At 38.2% G+C, this 18346-nt stretch carries 22 protein-coding genes and 1 riboswitch; of the genes, 6 read left to right on the top strand and 16 right to left on the bottom strand.

What is annotated here, in order from left to right; all coding sequences use genetic code 11:
• Window positions 1-2: 2 nt before the first annotated feature.
• Complete coding sequence (locus BV906_RS13940; RefSeq protein WP_087974249.1) at window positions 3-1040, top strand: aldose epimerase family protein; 1038 nt, start codon at window positions 3-5, stop codon at window positions 1038-1040.
• A 72-nt stretch (window positions 1041-1112) separates the two neighbouring features.
• Here BV906_RS13940 and BV906_RS13935 read toward each other — a convergent pair whose 3' ends face one another.
• A complete protein-coding gene (locus BV906_RS13935) occupies window positions 1113-2285 on the bottom strand; it encodes an ROK family transcriptional regulator (protein ID WP_087974248.1) in 1173 nt (390 codons plus the stop codon).
• A gap of 396 nt (window positions 2286-2681) precedes the next feature.
• Complete coding sequence (locus BV906_RS13930; RefSeq protein ID WP_087974247.1) at window positions 2682-3065, bottom strand: PH domain-containing protein; 384 nt, start codon at window positions 3063-3065, stop codon at window positions 2682-2684.
• A gap of 328 nt (window positions 3066-3393) precedes the next feature.
• Between BV906_RS13930 and BV906_RS13925 the strand changes: the two genes are divergently transcribed.
• A complete protein-coding gene (locus tag BV906_RS13925) occupies window positions 3394-3654 on the top strand; it encodes a DUF4282 domain-containing protein (protein WP_087974246.1) in 261 nt (86 codons plus the stop codon).
• A gap of 134 nt (window positions 3655-3788) precedes the next feature.
• Here the strand turns inward: BV906_RS13925 and BV906_RS13920 are convergent, their stop codons facing one another.
• The 12 genes from BV906_RS13920 to BV906_RS20055 all read right to left on the bottom strand — a co-directional run bounded on the left by BV906_RS13920 (window position 3789) and on the right by BV906_RS20055 (window position 13966).
• Window positions 3789-4715: an IS3 family transposase gene (locus tag BV906_RS13920; RefSeq protein WP_245844151.1), complete on the bottom strand. Its 927-nt coding sequence runs from the start codon at window positions 4713-4715 to the stop codon at window positions 3789-3791.
• On the bottom strand, window positions 4616-5182 hold the full coding sequence (locus BV906_RS13915) for a helix-turn-helix domain-containing protein (protein WP_087974244.1): 567 nt from the start codon (window positions 5180-5182) through the stop codon (window positions 4616-4618). The genes BV906_RS13920 and BV906_RS13915 overlap by 100 nt, the downstream gene beginning before the upstream one ends.
• Window positions 5183-5253: 71 nt before the next feature.
• Entirely contained in the window at window positions 5254-6444 is a 1191-nt protein-coding gene (locus BV906_RS13910) for a CaiB/BaiF CoA transferase family protein (protein WP_087974243.1), read from the bottom strand.
• Window positions 6445-6491: 47 nt separating this feature from the next.
• Window positions 6492-7634: an alpha-hydroxy acid oxidase gene (locus BV906_RS13905; protein WP_087974242.1), complete on the bottom strand. Its 1143-nt coding sequence runs from the start codon at window positions 7632-7634 to the stop codon at window positions 6492-6494.
• Between the two features lie 14 nt (window positions 7635-7648).
• Entirely contained in the window at window positions 7649-8425 is a 777-nt protein-coding gene (locus BV906_RS13900) for an enoyl-CoA hydratase/isomerase family protein (RefSeq protein ID WP_087974241.1), read from the bottom strand.
• A 92-nt stretch (window positions 8426-8517) separates the two neighbouring features.
• Entirely contained in the window at window positions 8518-9180 is a 663-nt protein-coding gene (locus BV906_RS13895) for a methionine ABC transporter permease (RefSeq protein WP_140322002.1), read from the bottom strand.
• Window position 9181: 1 nt separating this feature from the next.
• Window positions 9182-10198 (bottom strand): methionine ABC transporter ATP-binding protein, encoded by a 1017-nt coding sequence (locus BV906_RS13890; protein ID WP_087974239.1) that lies wholly within the window; start codon window positions 10196-10198, stop codon window positions 9182-9184.
• A 62-nt stretch (window positions 10199-10260) separates the two neighbouring features.
• Window positions 10261-11076 carry a MetQ/NlpA family ABC transporter substrate-binding protein gene (locus tag BV906_RS13885; protein ID WP_087974238.1) on the bottom strand — a complete coding sequence of 272 codons (816 nt, stop codon included), beginning with the start codon at window positions 11074-11076 and terminating at the stop codon, window positions 10261-10263.
• Window positions 11077-11164: 88 nt separating this feature from the next.
• Window positions 11165-11277, bottom strand: a riboswitch (SAM riboswitch).
• 350 nt (window positions 11278-11627) lie between these two features.
• A complete protein-coding gene (locus BV906_RS19545; protein WP_176330362.1) occupies window positions 11628-11801 on the bottom strand; it encodes a hypothetical protein in 174 nt (57 codons plus the stop codon).
• A gap of 229 nt (window positions 11802-12030) precedes the next feature.
• Window positions 12031-12981, bottom strand: a complete 951-nt coding sequence (locus BV906_RS13880) for a cation diffusion facilitator family transporter (RefSeq protein WP_087974237.1) — start codon at window positions 12979-12981, stop codon at window positions 12031-12033.
• Window positions 12982-12998: 17 nt separating this feature from the next.
• Entirely contained in the window at window positions 12999-13334 is a 336-nt protein-coding gene (locus BV906_RS13875; protein WP_087974236.1) for an ArsR/SmtB family transcription factor, read from the bottom strand.
• Between the two features lie 509 nt (window positions 13335-13843).
• On the bottom strand, window positions 13844-13966 hold the full coding sequence (locus BV906_RS20055) for a hypothetical protein (RefSeq protein WP_281254144.1): 123 nt from the start codon (window positions 13964-13966) through the stop codon (window positions 13844-13846).
• Between the two features lie 243 nt (window positions 13967-14209).
• On the opposite strand from BV906_RS20055, the gene BV906_RS13870 reads away from it, so the two are divergent.
• From BV906_RS13870 to BV906_RS13855, 4 genes are all read left to right on the top strand, one after another.
• Entirely contained in the window at window positions 14210-14758 is a 549-nt protein-coding gene (locus BV906_RS13870) for a sigma-70 family RNA polymerase sigma factor (RefSeq protein WP_087974235.1), read from the top strand.
• A gap of 2 nt (window positions 14759-14760) precedes the next feature.
• The gene (locus BV906_RS13865; RefSeq protein WP_087974234.1) at window positions 14761-15192 is read left to right on the top strand and encodes a PadR family transcriptional regulator; all 432 of its coding nucleotides are present in this window, start codon (window positions 14761-14763) and stop codon (window positions 15190-15192) included.
• On the top strand, window positions 15189-16490 hold the full coding sequence (locus BV906_RS13860; protein ID WP_087974233.1) for an FtsW/RodA/SpoVE family cell cycle protein: 1302 nt from the start codon (window positions 15189-15191) through the stop codon (window positions 16488-16490). The genes BV906_RS13865 and BV906_RS13860 overlap by 4 nt, the downstream gene beginning before the upstream one ends.
• A 183-nt stretch (window positions 16491-16673) precedes the next feature.
• Window positions 16674-17063, top strand: coding sequence for a thiol-disulfide oxidoreductase DCC family protein (locus BV906_RS13855; protein WP_087974232.1), 390 nt, complete (start codon window positions 16674-16676; stop codon window positions 17061-17063).
• 140 nt (window positions 17064-17203) lie between these two features.
• Here the strand turns inward: BV906_RS13855 and BV906_RS13850 are convergent, their stop codons facing one another.
• Together BV906_RS13850 and BV906_RS13845 are read right to left on the bottom strand one after the other, a co-directional pair.
• The gene (locus BV906_RS13850) at window positions 17204-17716 is read right to left on the bottom strand and encodes a GNAT family N-acetyltransferase (RefSeq protein WP_087974231.1); all 513 of its coding nucleotides are present in this window, start codon (window positions 17714-17716) and stop codon (window positions 17204-17206) included.
• A 115-nt stretch (window positions 17717-17831) separates the two neighbouring features.
• Window positions 17832-18299: a hypothetical protein gene (locus tag BV906_RS13845; RefSeq protein WP_140322001.1), complete on the bottom strand. Its 468-nt coding sequence runs from the start codon at window positions 18297-18299 to the stop codon at window positions 17832-17834.
• Between the last annotated feature and the right edge of the window lie 47 nt (window positions 18300-18346).

The raw sequence follows: 18346 nt of genomic DNA, 5'->3' as shown, positions 1-18346 counted from the left end.
TGATGAAGATAAAGGAAAAAGATATTTCAGGGAAATGGAATGAATACATGCTGACGAATGACCAAGGTATGGCTGTTAGTATTCTTAATTACGGTGGGATCATTACAAAAATAATGGTCCCCGATCGAAACGGAAATTTGGAAAACGTTGTAATTGGCTACAAAAATTATCAAAATTATGAGCAGAACCCCAATTATTTTGGTGCCTTAATTGGACGTGTTGCCGGGAGAATTGCGGGCGCTTCATTTGTACTTGATGGCGAGGCGTATCATTTGGAAACGAATGACGGTAGGAATCATCTACACGGAGGATCGCACGGGTTTCATCAAGTTATCTGGCATACGGCGCCATTCCAAACGGAAGATACCGTTGGATTGAAGCTCACCCACCAAAGCGCAGATGGCGAAGGAAATTATCCAGGAAACGTAAAAGTTACAGTTACGTACACGCTTAATAATTATAATCAGCTCACCATTGATTACGCTGCAAGTACCGATAAAGCAACGCCACTTACCTTGACAAATCATTCGTATTTTAATTTAAGCGGTAATTTAAAAAATACGATAGAGGAGCATCATCTAGCAATCGATAGCAGGAAATTCGTCGAGCTTGATCAAGAGCTAATTCCAACTGGCAGATTAGTAGACAGCACTGGGACTCTATTTGATTTTCGTGATGGTCGTGTACTTGGTGAAGGGTTACAGCGCCACTCCGAAAAGAATCATGTCGTACTGGGGGGTTATGATCACTATTTTATTTTTGACCATAAAAAAGAAAACAGTGTATTACTAAGGGATACGGAGAATGGCCGCAGATTGACCGTGAAAACGAATCAACCTGGAATGATTATGTATACGGCAAATGATTTAGAAGAAGGAATCCCATTGACGGAAGGAATATCTAGAAAACATCTCGGTGTCTGTTTTGAAACCCAAGGATCCCCAGCATCACTACATCATGATGGATTATCTAGTATTATATTAAAACCCGAAGAAGACTATAGCAAGCAAACGTTGTTTTCGTTTGATGTAGAAGAATAGTCTTAAAAAAACAAAGCTGAACACATCATAATCGTGTTCAGCTTTTCTAATGAAGAGGTGCTCTGGCACTTTTTAAACATCATCAAATAACTCTACTAATAATAGTGAGACCGCACCTAATAGGGTTGCATCATCACCAAGGGTCGAAACCGCTACTTCTGTCTCTTTTGCTTGAGGTGTAAGTGCTCGCTCCTGTATTGTTTGTTTAATGACAGGTAAAATGAACTTCTCACTTTTCAACACCCCACCACCCAATACTATTTTGCTTGGGTTAATTAAATGTATTAAATTTGTTAACCCGATACCGATAACCATCCCTGTCTCCTGCAAAATATCAATACAAACCTTATCCCCATTTTGGGCGTATTCATACACTTTCTTTCCTGTTAATGCTCGAGAGATTGCTTCATCCTCGATTTTTTTACTGGCTTGCTTGGCAATTGCATCTCCACTTACGAAGGTTTGTAAGCAACCTCGATTTCCACACTCACAAATTCCACCATTGATATCAATTGTCATATGTCCTATCTCACCAGCGATATCCTGTGCACCATGATACAGCTTCCCACTGATGACCATACCAGAACCGACACCACGTCCAATATTGACAGCAACCATACTATCTAAATCCCCATGACCGCCAAACCAAGACTCTCCCAGTGCCATTGCTCGAGCATCATTTTCAACCTTTATCGTGAGGTTAAATTCCTGCTCCAGTTCTGCTTTGATGGGAATGTTTTTTAAGTTTAGGTTTGGTGCAATAAGAGATGTACCTGAATCGACATCCACCACACCATGCATGGCCACACCAACCCCAATAATCTTGTCTTGGTTTGTTGCAGAAAACTGTAATAATCTATATATATTTTCTTTTAAAATCGTAATAAACTCATCATTTGAAATTGAATTTTTAAGCTTACTGGATGTTCTTTCATAGATTTCACCCGATAAATCAGCAAGAATACATTCCACTGTTTCCGGCCCTGCATCTACTCCAATAACATAAAAAGCATTACTATTGATAAGCAGCATTGTCGGTTTTCGTCCACCCTTAGATACACCAAGTTCACTTTCTCTTACAAGTCCCTGATTAATTAGCTCCTTAACGATACTGCTGACAGTTGGAGGGGTCAGCTTTGTATCCTTTGCAATTTGAGCTCGGGAAATCGGTTCTGAAGTTCGAATCTTATTTAAAACATTTGTTTTATTTACTGATTTCATTAATTGAAATGAGCCACGTTGCATGATATTCCTCCGCCTTCACTTTAATTCGTTACACTTAGTATAACATAATTAGTTAAATTAACTAAGTAGGGACGCGGGGGACAGGCACCGCGTCCCAAAAAAATCAAAACAATTGGCTTAGTGGGTCTGCCCCTCTAAATCATATCAGGTAGTAAGGAAAGAAACCCTCCGCCAATTAACCAGTTGAATAACACTCTTTAGATATTCCTGATAGATAGAGATTATGTAAGTAATTATAAGGAAATAATATAATATTCATTTTTGTATTTCTTAAGTAAAAAAAGACCAAGTGTATCTAACACTTAGTCTTTTTCATGAAGCTATTTTGGGACATGGTGCCTGTCCCTATGTCCTTCCCCCACGCGTCCCTCTTCCGTCATCTAAAGCCTTCCACTACTATTCAATAATAAATTCATTAATTAAATCATACGTTTTTAATAACAGTTCATTCATATTCTTGTCCTTCATAAATTTTAATTCGATCGTTAAGCCACCAGACAGCGTCAGTTTAATCTCTGAATCTAAATCCAGTCTTCCTGCCGTCTCAATTGAGTAGGTAACGATACTTTTAAAAGGTATGGAATAATACTCTACCTTCTTGCCTGTAATCCCCTGTTTATCCGCAATTAAAATTCTTTTATCCGTAAAAACCGCTATGTCCCGCAGTGTTTTTATACAAAATTCCACAGATTCTTTTTCCGATATAAATTTTTCCACCGAATCTGATAGGGGGACTTCATTGTAAAAATTAAATACCTTGTTTGGACTAATATTTGCCATTCAATCACTCCCTTATTATTTATTAGCATGAAAAATAACTCGAATTTTGTTTTTAGCCACTTCCATTTTACCAAATATCGGGAAAGATGGAGGTCTGTCCTCTCATTCTAAATCCAAGGATGTATTTCGGAACGCGTGCCTGTCCCCGTGTCCCTCATAAGTTTAGGGTTTTTGTGTAGCATAGGATAGTTAATTTCTACCATTAATTCCCAAAAAAATGTTATGATAATTGAAACGAAATAGAAAGGTGGCTAGCAAAAATTTAGCGTTGCAAAAGATATTTTGAAAGAAGCATTTATACATATTCATATTTAAGGGAGGGACTTGCATGTTTAAAGAATTTGTCAGTTTTGATAAAATGTTAACACCCACGCTCATTAAAGTTTTATTTTGGATAGGTGTTGCATTTTCCGTGTTATCAGGATTAATTATCATGCTTGACGGTGGATTTGCCGTAATCTTAGGACTCATTACTATTATTGTTGGACCGCTAATTACACGTGTTTATTGTGAACTATTAATTATATTCTTCAAAATTCATGAATCATTGACCGATTTAAATAAAAAAGTGGATAACTTGAAACAATAATAGAGGGACAAGGGCACCTGTCCCGAGACATGCCGGGCATAAAAAAAAGACCAAGTGTATCTAACACTCAGTCTCTAAACCATAAAAATATTCTGGGACGCGGTTGATGTGACCCCCAAAAGTTAGAGTTTATATTAAGCAGCTAATTGGCTGGTGTGAATGCGGTATTGAACCGGGCTCATTCCCGCCAATTTTTGCTTGATACGTTTGTTATTAAAATAATCTATATATCTCTCAATCTTGTTTTTTAATACTTCAAAAGAACACAAGGCCTCTCCATGATACATCTCCTGTTTTAGTAAACCAAAAAAGTTCTCGATTGGTGAATTATCTAAACAGTTTCCTTTTCTGGACATACTTTGAAAAACTCTATTTTTTTTAAGTGTTTTTACCCACTTTTTATGTTGATAATGCCATCCTTGATCCGAATGAATCGTTGTTCTGTACGTTGAGTCTTTTACTATTTCTATAGCTTCCTTTAAGGGTTCCATCACAAGTTCTAAATTTGGACGTTTACTTATCCCAAACGAAAGAATTTCACCATTAAACATATCCATAATTGGATTTAAATATAACTTTGCTCCCCCAGCACACTTAAATTCTGTGATATCTGTTGTTAATTTTTGATAGGAAACATTTGTATAAAATCGGCGATTAATAAGGTTTTTTGTAACCTTTCCAACGGTACCTTTGTAAGAATTATACTTGCGTGTTTTTCTCCAGAACTTATTGCCTTGGAGTCCTAATTTCTTCATGATTCGTTGAACCTTCTTATGATTCACTTTATATTTTTTGTTTCTCAAGGCTAGGTAAATACGACGGTAACCATAATTTCTATCGTTTTCATCATAAATTGATTGGATAAGTTCTTCTAGTACCTGATCTGGGTTTTCCTTCTTCATCATTTTTATATGATAATGGTAAGAGGATTCAGGAATACCGACTACGTGTAAAACATCTTTTAATCGGAATTTTTCTTTGAGTTCGAGTGATAACGCTGCCTGTGCTTTTCGAGATAACCTTCCGGATCCATCTGAAAAGCTCGCAACTTTTTTAAGTATTCTACCTCTAAACGAAGAAGCTCGTTTTCTCTTTCTAATTTTTGTTTGTCTGTCATGTTTTTTCCTTCTATTTGCTTGTTTTTTCTATTCTTAGATGTATCAGACATGGGAGACCGTCCTTTCGATCTGTCCAGGGCTTCAGCACCACCCTCACGAAAAGCTTTCTTCCATGAAGCTATCAGCGTGGGGTGTTTCAGCCCAAAATGAAGGGCTGCTTCCGTCTCTGAAGAACCTGTTCTCTTTATAAAGCTTAATACATCCAGCTTAAAATGAACAGAATAAGTTTCTTTATTTTTCTTACTTATTATTCCTTCCTCACCAAACTTCTCATATAATTTTACCCATCTTTCAACTTGGGATTTTGACTGTATACCATGTTTCTTGGCTACACGTCTAAATCCTAGATATCCTTCTTGGTAATCTCTTACTACCTTTAGCTTTAAACTATCACTATATTTTTTGACCACAATAAACACCCCAAAAGTTAGATTCTAACTCCAACTTTTGGGGTGCACCACAGGTGCCTGTCCCCTTGTCCCTACCTTAGTATTGCGTCATCAACTAGTTGTTCAATCGTTTCAGTTGTGTATCCGAGTTCTGTTAAGACTTCTTTGTTATGCTGTCCGAGAAGTGGTGCAGGCTTTGCTAGTCTTCCAGGTGTTTCGGAAAATTTAGCAGGGAATCCGAGCGTCTTCATGGAACCGCCAACGGGATGTTCGTAATCTAAGATCATGTTACGCGATTTAATCTGTTCGTTATTTAACGTTTGATCATAGGATAAGATTGGACCAGATGGAATACCGTGTGTATCTAATAGGTCAAGCCAGTAATTACTTGATTCGATTGTCAGTACTTGCTCCATTTCTGCTTCAAGCTCTGCCACGTTTTTTGCCCGTATGCTGTTTGTTAAAAAGCGTTGCTCCTGGATCCATTCCGGCTTCTTAAGAACATAGCGACATAAATTTTCCCATAGCTTCTGGTTCCCTGCTCCGATTAGGATAAAGCCATCTTTCGTTTTAAAACCTTGATATGGCGCAGAGACCCGGTGTGCCGTTCCGTTACGACTTGCAACTTCACCTTCACCGAAGTATGCAGCGGCCTCCCAAACTGTCCATGCTAGCCCAGAGTCGACGAGTGAAATGTCAATGTATTGCCCTTTTCCACCTTTAAGGCGATGGATGTAGGCAGTGAGTATCGATTGAATGGCGGTTTCTGCTGCAGCAATATCATGAATAGCAATTCCAACTTTGGCAGGTTTACCTTCTTTATCACCAGTCATATCGATCATACCAGAAAGGCCTTGAGCCATAATATCAAATCCGCCCTTTTTATGATATGGTCCGGTTTGGCCGTAGCCAGAGATGGAACAATAGATAAGGTTAGGATTGATTTCTTTTAACGTGTCATAATCAATGCCAAGCTTTTTCGTTGTACCTGGTCGATAGTTTTCTACAAAGACATCGGCATCTTTGATGAGGTCATATAAAACATTTAAACCTGCTTCATTTTTCAAATTGAGACACATGCCTCTTTTATTTCGGTTAACCATCATGTACATATAGCTTTCTTCATCGATATATGGCCCCATTGACCTTGTGTCATCGCCGATTGGATATTTCTCTATTTTAATAACATCTGCACCCATATCACCTAAGACCATTGTGCAGTATGGTCCTGCTAAAACCTGAGATAAATCAACTACTTTCATGCCTTTTAATGCCTGTTCCATGATGTACACTCCTTAACTAAATTTTGTCAAATACCTGTTGTGTAAAATTATTGCTTTACCACTTGTATATTTCGAGCTGCCTTCACACTGGATGCACCAGAAAGTGCGAGGGAAATCTTTGTTTCTTGAATAAAATTTGATAGTACTTTTTCTACACCAGTTTGTCCATCAATTGCTAGCCCATATACATATGGTCTTCCATATAATACAGCATCTGCACCTAAGGCGAGTGCTTTCACGACATCTGCTCCGCGGCGAATTCCGCTATCAAGCAAGACAGGAATTGCTCCGCCAACTTCTTCTGCAATGCTTGAGAGCGCATCAATACTGGAAATAACCCCATCCAGCTGACGACCACCATGATTGGAAACGATAATTCCATCGACACCACTTTCCATTGCAACTCTAGCATCTGCTGGATGTAAGACTCCCTTTAATAAAATTGGTAGGGATGTTCGCTTTTTCAGCTCAGCTACATGCTTCCAATTAAGCGTGGGATGGTAAATATTTTGCAATATCTCTTGAATAACCGACTCATGATCATCATGTGCTAGGGTAGATAAAAAGACATTATCCGTAATATAATTTGCCTTTCCATAACCTTCTCTTAGCGGGGAGAAGCGATTTCGCATATCTTCTTCTCGCCAACCAAACATAAAAGTATCTATCGTTAAGACAATCGCTTCATAACCTGCTTCTTCCGCTCTTTTTACCATACTGTACGATATGTTTTCATTATTGGACCAGTAGAGTTGAAACCACTTTGGACTTTTGCCAGAAGCTGCAGCTACTTCCTCGATGGAGTAGCTGGACACCGTGCTTTGAATAAATGGCACATCGTATGTTGCAGCTGCCTTTGAGACAGCAATTTCAGCATCCTCGTGCGTGATTTTCAGCATTCCAACAGGCGCGAGTAGAAACGGATGTGCATATGTATGGCCAAATAATTCTATGCTTGTATCCGCAACAGACACATCGTTTAAATATTTTGGAACGATAGCGTATTTTTCAAAAGAAGTGATGTTCTTTCTTAATGTTTCCTCACCACCAGCTCCCGAACGGGTATAACCGAATGCTTCAGTAGATATCTTTTCTTTGGCTGCTGCTTCTAATTCCTCTGCACTAAAAGGGAATGACTCAGATGAAACGAGACGATCGATAAATGAATCACTTTTCTTTATTGATGTCATCACGGTTCACCCCTTTATAAGAATTTCGGCTTTCTTTTCTCTATGAAAGCTTGGATACCTTCCATATAATCGTCAGAGCTATATGATTCCAGAATGACGTTTGAAATAGCATCGGTTTCTTCATTATCTCCATCGACAATCGATTGAATGACTTGTTTAATCCCGGAGTTAGCTACCGGAGATTTCTTAAGTATACGCTGAGCCAATGTGTTTACTTCCCCCTCAATTTCCTCCGGTGTACATACATAATCAATTAAGCCAATGTCTTGCCCTTCTTCTGCGGTAATTAGCTTTGCTGTATATAGTAATTCCTTTGCCTTAGAAGCTCCGATTAAGTTATATAGTCGTTTCGTACTTGATAGATTATAAACAATGCCGATGTTTGCAGAAGTGATACCTAATTTACTACCTGTCGTAGCAAATCGAAAGTCACAAGAATTTGCTAGCTCAAGGCCACCACCGATTGCCAGTGTTTGGATCATCGCAATGGTCGGACGAGGAAAACGGTATAGCTTTTCGATTGCTCCGAGTGCAAAATCGTTATAAGCTTTTGCCTTTTCTGCATGTAATCGCACTTCGAGAAACTCCGTTATGTCTGCCCCTGCAGAGAAAGAAGTTTCATCTACACCACGAACAATAAGGAGCTTGATAGAGTTATCCTTTTTGAGTTCATCCAGTAATTCTTCTAATCTTTGAAACATAGCAAGTGAGAAACAGTTCTTTTTTTCAGGACGGTTAATGATGATGGATGCAATCGCACCATCCCGTTCAATATAAAGTTGTTTAGACATATGTTTTAATACCTCCAATTAAAGGTTGTTCAAAAGGGCCGGTGAAAAAGACTGATGCAGTCCTTTTCATCCGCCTTTTTGAATATAGATTATTAATCCTTTTTTAAACGTGCAGCGAGTCTGTTGCCAAGGGATTGAATTCCTTGAACGAGTACAATTAGAATAAATACAGTAGCGTACATAACATCCACTTCATATCGTAAATGTCCGAAACGATATGCAAGATCTCCGAGTCCACCTGCTCCAACGAGGCCTGCCATTGCAGTAGCACCGATTAGGCTGACAGTTGCAATGGTTAAACCTAAAATAATGGATGGACGTGCCTCTCTAAGCATCACATTCCAAATAATTTGTCTTGTTTTAATCCCCATTGCTTTATAAGCTTCAATTACTCCACTATCCACCTCTAGTAAGGAGGTTTCTAGTAATCTAGCAATATATGGTGCTGTATAAATAACGAGTGGAACGATAACGCCCTGGACTCCAATCGTTGTTCCAACTAAAAACTTGGTGAATGGTAAAATAAAGAACAATAGAATAATAAATGGAATCGAGCGGACAATATTTATGAATAAATTGAGCAGCTGGTAGACCACTTTATTTGCCATCGCTTGACCGGGGCGTGTAAGGACGATGAGAATTCCTAATGGGACACCAATTAATATCGCGAAAAACAGTGAAATAATTACCATCTGGAATGTTTCGATGACGGATTGTCCGATAATAGGTAACCAATCTTGAATAAATGCTTCCATTTTACTCACCCTCCACTTCTACTGTTGTCACACCTTGATTGTTCAGGAATTGTAAGGACGCATTAATTTGTTCTGCTTCACCAACGAGGTGAATGACTAAGTTTCCAACGATGCCATTTTTCAACTCCATAATATTTGCAGTTAGAATATTTGGTTCTACGCCAAATTTCTGACTTACTTGAGCAAGCAATGGTTGGCCTGTGTTTTCGCCAATAAATGTAAGTCTTGTTACCGTACCATTGAGCTTTAATTGGGAAATCAGTGATGCTGATAATTTACGTTGGGAAATGGTATCTAAAAATTTCTTCGTCGTTTGTTTACGAGGATTTGTGAACAATTCTATACTTGAGCTTTCTTCGATGATTTCACCATTTTCAAGCACGTACACGTAATCACAAATTTTCTGTATAACATTCATTTCATGAGTAATAAGTAAAATTGTTATCCCGAGCTCTTCATTAATTTTCAAGAGTAGGTCGAGGATTGAATTTGTTGTTTCCGGATCGAGCGCACTTGTTGCTTCGTCGCTTAGCAGAATCTCTGGTTCTTGCGATAATGCTCTAGCAATTGCTACCCGTTGCTTTTGCCCACCAGATAGTTCGGAGGGATAGCTTTTTTGCTTTTCGAATAAATCAACAATCTTTAGATACTTTTCAACACGTTTTTTCACTTCATGTTTATCATAACCGAGAAGCTTTAACGGAGTTGCAATATTGTCATAAACGGTTGCCGTTTTCATTAGGTTAAAGTGTTGAAAAATCATGCCCATCTTTTGTCGGGTCTGGCGTAGCTTTTCTGGTGTTAGTGATGTCAATTCAGTTCCCTTAATCGACACGCTTCCACTTGTCGGTTTTTCTAGTAAATTGACAAGTCTAATTAATGTACTTTTCCCTGCACCACTATAGCCAATAACACCGTGGATTTCTCCCTTTTTCACATGAAGGTTAACATTATTTACAGCTGTTACATTCCCATTCTTAGATGGGAATGTTTTCGTGATGCCTTCTAATTTGATCATTTAACCTACATTCCTTCCTGAAAAAGAATGTTGCTCCAATTGTCGCAACATTCTTTGTTTACTTATTCATCCCAGCTTGGTATAACAGAACCTTGAAACTCTTCTTCAATAAATGCTTTTACTTTATCGGATTGATATGCTTGAACGAATTTTTCAACGACGGGGTCATTTTCATTTTCAGCACGTACGACGATAAAGTTTACATATGGAGAGTTGGTTGATTCTAATAAAATAGAATCCTCTTTCGGGTTAATTCCCGCTCCTAAAGCAAAATTCGTATTAATTGCTGCTGCGTCAACTTCACTAAGTTGATGTGGAATTTGTGCAGCATCTAGTTCAATAAATTCTAAGTTCTTCGGATTATCTACAACATCATAGATGGAAGCAGTCTCTTCCTTGCCTTCTTCCAATGTAATCATACCTGCTTCTTCTAAAATAAATAGTGCGCGTCCACCGTTTGTTGGATCATTTGGCAGACCGAAAGTTGCTCCATCAGGTAGATCGTCTATGCTTTCGTATGTTTCTGAATAAACACCCATTGGGTTAAGAATCGTATTACCAACAGGAACTAAATCTGTACCATGGTCTTCATTAAATTGATCTAAGAATGGTCCATGCTGATAGCTGTTTAAATCCAAATCTCCCTCAGATAAAGCAGTATTTGGTAAGACATAGTCAGAGAATACTTTTACCTCAACTTCAAGCCCGTTTTCAGCAGCAACCTCAGCAGCAACTTCTACAATTTGTTCATGTGGGCCAGCAGTAACACCAACCACTATCTTATCCTCATTAAGTGTGCTAGTAGAATCATCATCACCACAAGCAACAAGTACTCCAGCTAATAAAATAATCGATAAAATAATTCCTAAATTCTTCATTTTGTTTCCTCCTGTTGTATAGTTTTATATAAATAAAATAGCCTCTCTTTAAAAAGAAAGAGAGGATTGTAATCATTACAGAAGTCCTCTCTCATCTTTCAAAACATTAACGTTTTGCAGGAATTAGCACCTTTCTATGCTTTAACATAAAAGGTTGCCGAGCTTTTATAGGGCCTGTCCCTCAGCTACTCTTGATAAGAGATATGTACTATTAAATTCTATTTATATAAACTAACCCATTATAACCATCCAGTCAAGACTTAATTTATTCGCAAGTAGGATTGTTTGCATAATTCAAATTAGGGACATAGGTAGGTAGGGACATGGGGACAGGCACCTTGTCCCAGATATATCTATACCAATTGGCTTGGTAACTATTACTTTTATATTATATAGGTAGAGAGATAATTTTGGGATGTGGTGCCTGTCCCGGGTCCCACCGTTCACTTTTGTGTTTTTTGGGTAAAAAAAGACCAAGTGTATCTAACACTTGGTCTTAGCTATGGAAATATTTTGGGACGCGGTGTCTGTCCCCGCGTCCCTATCAGTCATTAACTTCCCATTTTACGGCGAGTAGTACTCGTTTTCTTTGCGAGTTGGCTTTGCATATGCTTTGCTGAACCATAGCCATTTTTGGTATTTTTATTATTTGCTTGTGCTTGTTTTTTTCGTTCCAGCTGCTGCTGTACTATTTCTCTCGTACTAAGCTTTTTTTCGTTGGACATGTGTTATCTCCTTATCGTACGTCATACTTCTATTATAATATATTTTTGATATAAAGCTATCTTTACTTTATAACATCGGGACAGGCACCTTGTCCCAAAAGCAAAAATTGGCGGGAATGAACCCGGTTCAACACCGCATCCACACCAGCCAATTAGCTGCTTAATAATTACACGCAGTCGAAGTCAAGAAGATATTTCGGGACGCGGTGCCTGTCCCCGTGTTCCTTCATCAGTGATGGTGATGATGGTGTCCAGATGGTTCTGCTTCCACATTACACAAAATGGAATCATCATGGAGATGAGCAGACGTTTCCAATTGAATCGTCATATGGTGAATGTTTTCGTGTCCAAGATCATGTTCGATTTGACGAAGCAATTGTTCACTTTCTGCAATGGACACTTGATCAGCTACAACTGCATGGCAGGAAAGTGCATTTAACCCACTTGTAATTGACCAAATGTGCAAGTCGTGAACGTTTTGAATACCATTTACATTTTTAATTGTTTGAATCACACTGTCCACATCTACATTTTGTGGTGTCCCTTCCATCAGGATATGAAGCCCAGATTTTGTAACATAGTAGCCGCTGCGTAATACGAGTGCCGCAACAATAACGCTTGCAAGTGGATCTGCAAAGCCCCATCCGAAGAATATGATAAGTAGTGCAGCAATAATGGCACCCACGGAACCAAGCATATCGCTAATGACATGCAAGTATGCTCCACGCATATTCAAGTTCTCTTCCACATCCCCACCACGCATCATAATCCACGCAACAATAATATTGACTAATAAACCGATTGAAGCAATGATTAACATTCCAGTTGAAGCTACTTCAGGAGGATTTTGAAAACGCCCAATTGCTTCGTAAAAAATGTATAATGCAACTAAAATAAGTGTTATCCCGTTAAGAACCGCTGCTAATATCTCAAATCGCTTATACCCAAATGTTTTACTATGATTGGCGGCCTTTGCCCCAAGTGTAAAAGCCAATAATGCAATCCCAAGTGATATGGCATCACTTAACATATGTCCTGCATCAGATAATAACGCAAGACTGTTGGTCATAAACCCTCCAATTGCTTCTATAATCATATAAGCTGTAATAATAATAAAACTGATCATTAGCGTCTTTTTATTTGCGCCATGTGTATGGTCATGTCCATGATCATGTCCCATTTTAGAATCCCCCTAAATTAATGATGTGAAGCATGCTCAATAGCCTGCTTTAATAAATTCATGATGTGTTCGTCATCTTCCGAATAATACATCGTTGTCCCTGCTCTTCTATATTTAACTAATCTTAAATTTTTTAAAAAACGTAATTGATGGGAGACACTCGATTGGCCTAAATTTAATGTCTCCGCAATGTCATTGACGGAATGCTCACCTGTACATAATAAATTCAAAATGCGAATTCTAGTTGGGTCGCTCAATGCTTTGAACGTTTGCGAGACAACAAATAACGTCTCCTCATCCAAGTCCTGCATTTCTTCATTAGACATCTTTTCATGTTTCTGTTCTTCACTCATCATTTTTACTCCTTTACAATATGTATATGCTAATATATGACCATATGTTCATATATAGGTTATTACATGCTACATTTAATGTCAATGAAGAATACGAAGTCATCCTTATCCTTTTTAGGAGTTGGAGGATGCCTTATGTCTTCCTAGTTATCCCAAAAACCATCCGTGACTTCCTTTATGAACTTATAGGGAAAAATAGATATAAATCCGATTGGAACAAATGAAAAATTGTAGGTTACCTTCACCAGAAGAAAGTAAACAGTTCTTATAATAGAAAGCTTTTCTTTGTGGATGGAAGCTATGCTAACGCGTTATTTATGAGTTTGTTTCGGGAAATTTATGTGGGAACGAACCCTGATGTGATGGATGATTGGTTTGAGGAAGCTTATACAACTTACTGGATTTTTTATATAATTTCACCAGTAAGCTGAAGGAACAGGGGGTTGTGCAAGCAATCATGAGGCATAATGCATAGGTAAAAAAGACAACCGCAACAACATGCAATCGCCTTACTTCGATCTATTCTTCCTCTTTTCAATTTCCTTCTTGATCATCGGTACACCTTTTTCTATAATCGCTTTTTTCACTTTGCGATTGTTCAGCAGTTTTGCAACCATCGTCAATTTTGACATAGTTCGTACCTCCTTTTTATGATAACAAGACAAACCTATCTGATTCACATCTTATAATAACAGAAAATGTCGGATTCCCATAGATTTCAATCGACCATAATTCGGCAAGAATCCAAAGAAAGGACAAGGGCCAGCCTTTTCAGGATATTCCTGCATACGCAAAGAAATATCTAATGATTTTTAATTTTTTCAAACCACCATGATGCTTGCTTCGTCTAATATGTAGAAAGAGGTGAAACTTAGATGGCTGAACAGGGGGAAATAACAATAAATGTTACTAATATAGAAAATACGGAACAAATTATTGGCCAATTAATGGATGACTATAGCGATGATGTCCTGCATCTTGTCTTTACTTACGTAAGAAACCAAACGACAGCAGAGGATTTAACGCAAGAGATATTTATTAAGTGCTATGAAAAACTAGATCAGTTTAATCATCAATCATCCATAAAAACGTGGGTTTATCGAATTGCTATTAATCATTGTAAAGATTACTTGCGTAGTTGGCATTATCGCAAAATAATTGTTAGTGAAAGAATTTCTGATTATATTCCGTCCAAATCAAAAATGATTGATGAGGAATTCATCTCTAAAAATATTGCAAACAGTTTAACGAATGCTGTTATGAACTTACCAGTAAAGTACAGGGAAGTTGTTTTTTTGCATTACTATGAGGAGCTTTCTTTAGCAACTATAAGCAGGATTACAGCTGTAAATATTAATACAATAAAAACGAGATTAAAACGTGCCAGGGAATTATTAAAGAACCAGATGAAAAAGGAGGTATAACCATGGACGATCCATTCGATAACCTGAAGCATTCGATGAAAAAAGACTTTGAAGGTTTTTCCTTTTCCGAGGAGAGAAAAAACGCAGTAAAAGAAACAATTCGAAGCAAACAATCTCATCCCGAGCTCCATTCTTGGAAAGAAGAGACCCTAATTAGTATATTAGATTCGCTGCAAGATGCATCAAAGCATGGATATGATATTTCCACCCAACTTTTCCGAAAAAATGAACGTAGTTTCGAAAGCAATGAAGGCCAGCTTTATACGCTTTTACATCTACTTGAAAATAAGAAAATCCTTACTTCAACGTGGAGCGATGATAGGAAATACTACTCCCTAACTACGAAAGGAAAGAAATATGTCGTTGCTTGCAAACATAGAGGACCTCAACAAAGTGCATTGCTAAAAAACTTAATCGAGGAGGCTTCTTTATGAGTTCTTCTACATTTGAGGAGTATTTAAGTAAAGTGATCTCTAAAGTGAAATCCAAGGAAGCTCACGGTATGATCAAAAAAGAGCTTAGTCATCATATGGTAGAATTAAGCCAATCCTTCCAGAAGAGAGGATTATCTAAAGAGGATGCAGATGAAAAGGCATTGCAGGAAATGGGAAATCCCTTTACCATTGGTAAAAACTTAAACCATCTTCATAAACCGAAAATGGATTGGCTCCTTATTATTTTATTTGTCATCCTTATAGGTATTAGTTTCCTTCCACTGGTTGGCGGTGTTTCCATACCTAATTTCTCTTTTCTAGGAAGACAAGTCGTCTGGATCATCCTTGCTATTCTTGTTCTAGTAGGTTTTCTTTTCTTTGATTACAGGAAATTAAAAAATTTGTGGATGTATTTTTATGGAGGTGGCATCATCCTATTTTTTATAGCTCATTTAGCTGGCATTGAGGTTAACGGAGCAAAAAGATGGGTCTCTTTTGGAGGTATGACGATTGATGTTACAGCCATATCCTTATTTTTATTTTTCATAGCGTGGGCTGGGATTTTTGCCAAAATGAATGCGTTTAAGGGATGGAAAAAACAAGGAATGCTATTTTTCCTGTTTTGGACACCAGTCCTTCTCTACATCATGCTTCCACAATTTATGTTTACGATCATTTACTTTTTATGCGTAGTAACGATGTATGTTTTTTCACATGTTCATAAAAAATTAGCCATTAAAGTAGCCATGGGTAATTTGCTGATAGGTATCAGTTTTATTAGTGCGATGCTTCTTAACTCCCGTAATAGCAATTTCTTTGATAGACTTATGGCATTTGCAAATCCAGATACGGACCCAAATGGAGCAGGATATATATATATTCTAGTGAAGGATATCCTTTTACAGGCCGGGTGGTTCGGCAAGGGACTTTACAATGATCTAAAGCTTCCTGAGGCACATACAGATTTTGTATTCCCATTTCTCGTCTATTCTCTAGGCTGGGCTTTCGGAATTATCCTTTGTATCCTACTGTTTGTATTTATTTTGCGGATTTCGTTAAATGCGTTTAAAACAAAGGATTTATTCGGCAGATTATTAGCAATCGGAGGGGCTGCATTATTTATTATTCCCACCTGCTGGAACATTCTAATGGGGGTTGGCATGGCCCCAACCATGGTAGTACCCCTGCCGTTTATTAGTTATGGAGGAAGCATGTTGCTCGTTTACTCTGCAATCTTAGGCCTTATTCTGAACGTCTACCGAAGAAAGGATATTGTTGATCCTACCATCGTAAGCTAATATAGTGTCTTATCCAAACGCTCTAATAAAAAATATATTAAAATGGAAAGCCTGTATCTTAGATTAGATTATGATACAGGCTGGTTTTTACTTAAGCCTATCCAAATTATCTAACATATAATAGTACTGAAAAAAAGAGAAGTTATAATGGAGATGGTATACTAATAGAAAGGTGGGATTGGAATGGAAAGAATCATTTTATTTGATGGAGATTGTAATTTTTGTGACAAAAGTGTTCAATTCATCATCAAAAGAGACCCAAAAGGCCACTTTAAATTCGCTTCGTTACAAAGTGATATCGGAATGGAATTATTTAATAAGCATCATATTCCAGAGGACATAGACAGTATGGTTCTTATTGAAGATGACACTTACTATTTTAAATCATCGGCAGCCCTTCGAATCTGCAAAAATTTGAAAGGAGCATGGAAGATACCATATATCCTCCTTGTCATTCCAAAAAAGATCCGAGACTTCTTTTATGAACTTATAGCTAACAATAGATATAAATGGTTTGGCAAAAAAGAAAGCTGTACGTTACCTTTACGGGAAGAAAGAAAACGGTTTTTATAATATGAGAGGGAATGTCCTTAATGTAACTGGTGCAATGAGGAAATTAATAAAAAGCATCGAAATTATGATTTAATGAGATTTCGAGAGATAAAAATACCGAGGAATGATCCAATATCATTTTTTGACCAGCCCCTCTTTTATTACTCAATCACATAATCCTCCCGAAACAAACTCATAAACAACGCGTTATGATAGTCGCCATCCACAAAGAAATGCTTTTTCAGCTCTCCTTCTATTTGGAATCCGACTTTTTGATAAATATGAACTGCCTTTTCATTGTGTTTAACAACATACAAGAATAATTTGTGCAAATTCAATTGATTGAATCCATACTCGACAATCAGTCTTGTTGCATCGGTCGCATAACCTTTACCTTGTTGGGAAGGAGCAATCATGATCGCGAATTCTGCATTTCGGTGACGGTTATCAATACCGAAAAGGCCAAGATAACCAACTTTTTCTTTGTAATGATAAAGAATGAATTGTCTCTGTGTGTCACTGTCTTGTCCGGCCTCATAAGATTTCATTAGTTTTTCCATCGTTGTATAAGGTTCCTCAAACCAATAATCCATCACATCAGGATTCGTTCTCATTTTATAAACGAATTCCAAGTCTTCTTTCTCAAGTGGTCGTAATTGTAATTTATCCTTCATTCGTTTTGCTCCTTGTCTTACTGGATTATTTAATAATATCAAATATTTTAAATAATTTCACCAATAAGCTGTGTGAAGGCGATTAACTCATAGTGGGTAGAAAAGACCAAGTGTCCTAGCTGTATTGCACAACTCCGGGCCGGGCCTGTGCAACTTCAATGCTGTATTGCACAACTACGGGTCGGGACTGCGCTACTTCAATGCTGTTTTGCACAACTCCAGGCCGGGACTGCGCTACTTCAATGCTGTATTGCACCACTCCGGGCTGGGACTGCGCTACTTCAATGCTGTATTGCACAACTCCGGGCCGGGACTGCGCTACTTCAATGCTGTTTTGCACAACTCCGGCCCGGGACTGCGCTACTTCAATGCTGTTTTGCACCACTTTGGGCCGGGACTGCGCTACTTCAATGCTGTATTGCACAACTACGGGCCGGGATCGCGCTACTTCAATGCTGTATTGCACAACTTTGGGCCGGGACTGCGCTACTTCAATGCTGCATTGCACAAATCCAGGCCGGGACTGCGCTACTTCAATGCTGTATGGCACAACTACGGCCCGGGATTGCGCCACTTCAGCCATAGAGATATTCCGGGACACGGTGCCTGTCCCCATGTCCCATACCGCAC

The sequence above is a fragment of the Oceanobacillus rekensis genome (assembly GCF_002153375.1).
Classification (GTDB): Bacteria; Bacillota; Bacilli; order Bacillales; family Amphibacillaceae; genus Oceanobacillus; species Oceanobacillus rekensis.
Note: the sequence above shows the minus strand (reverse complement) of the source record. Positions and strands in the feature narration are given on the sequence as shown.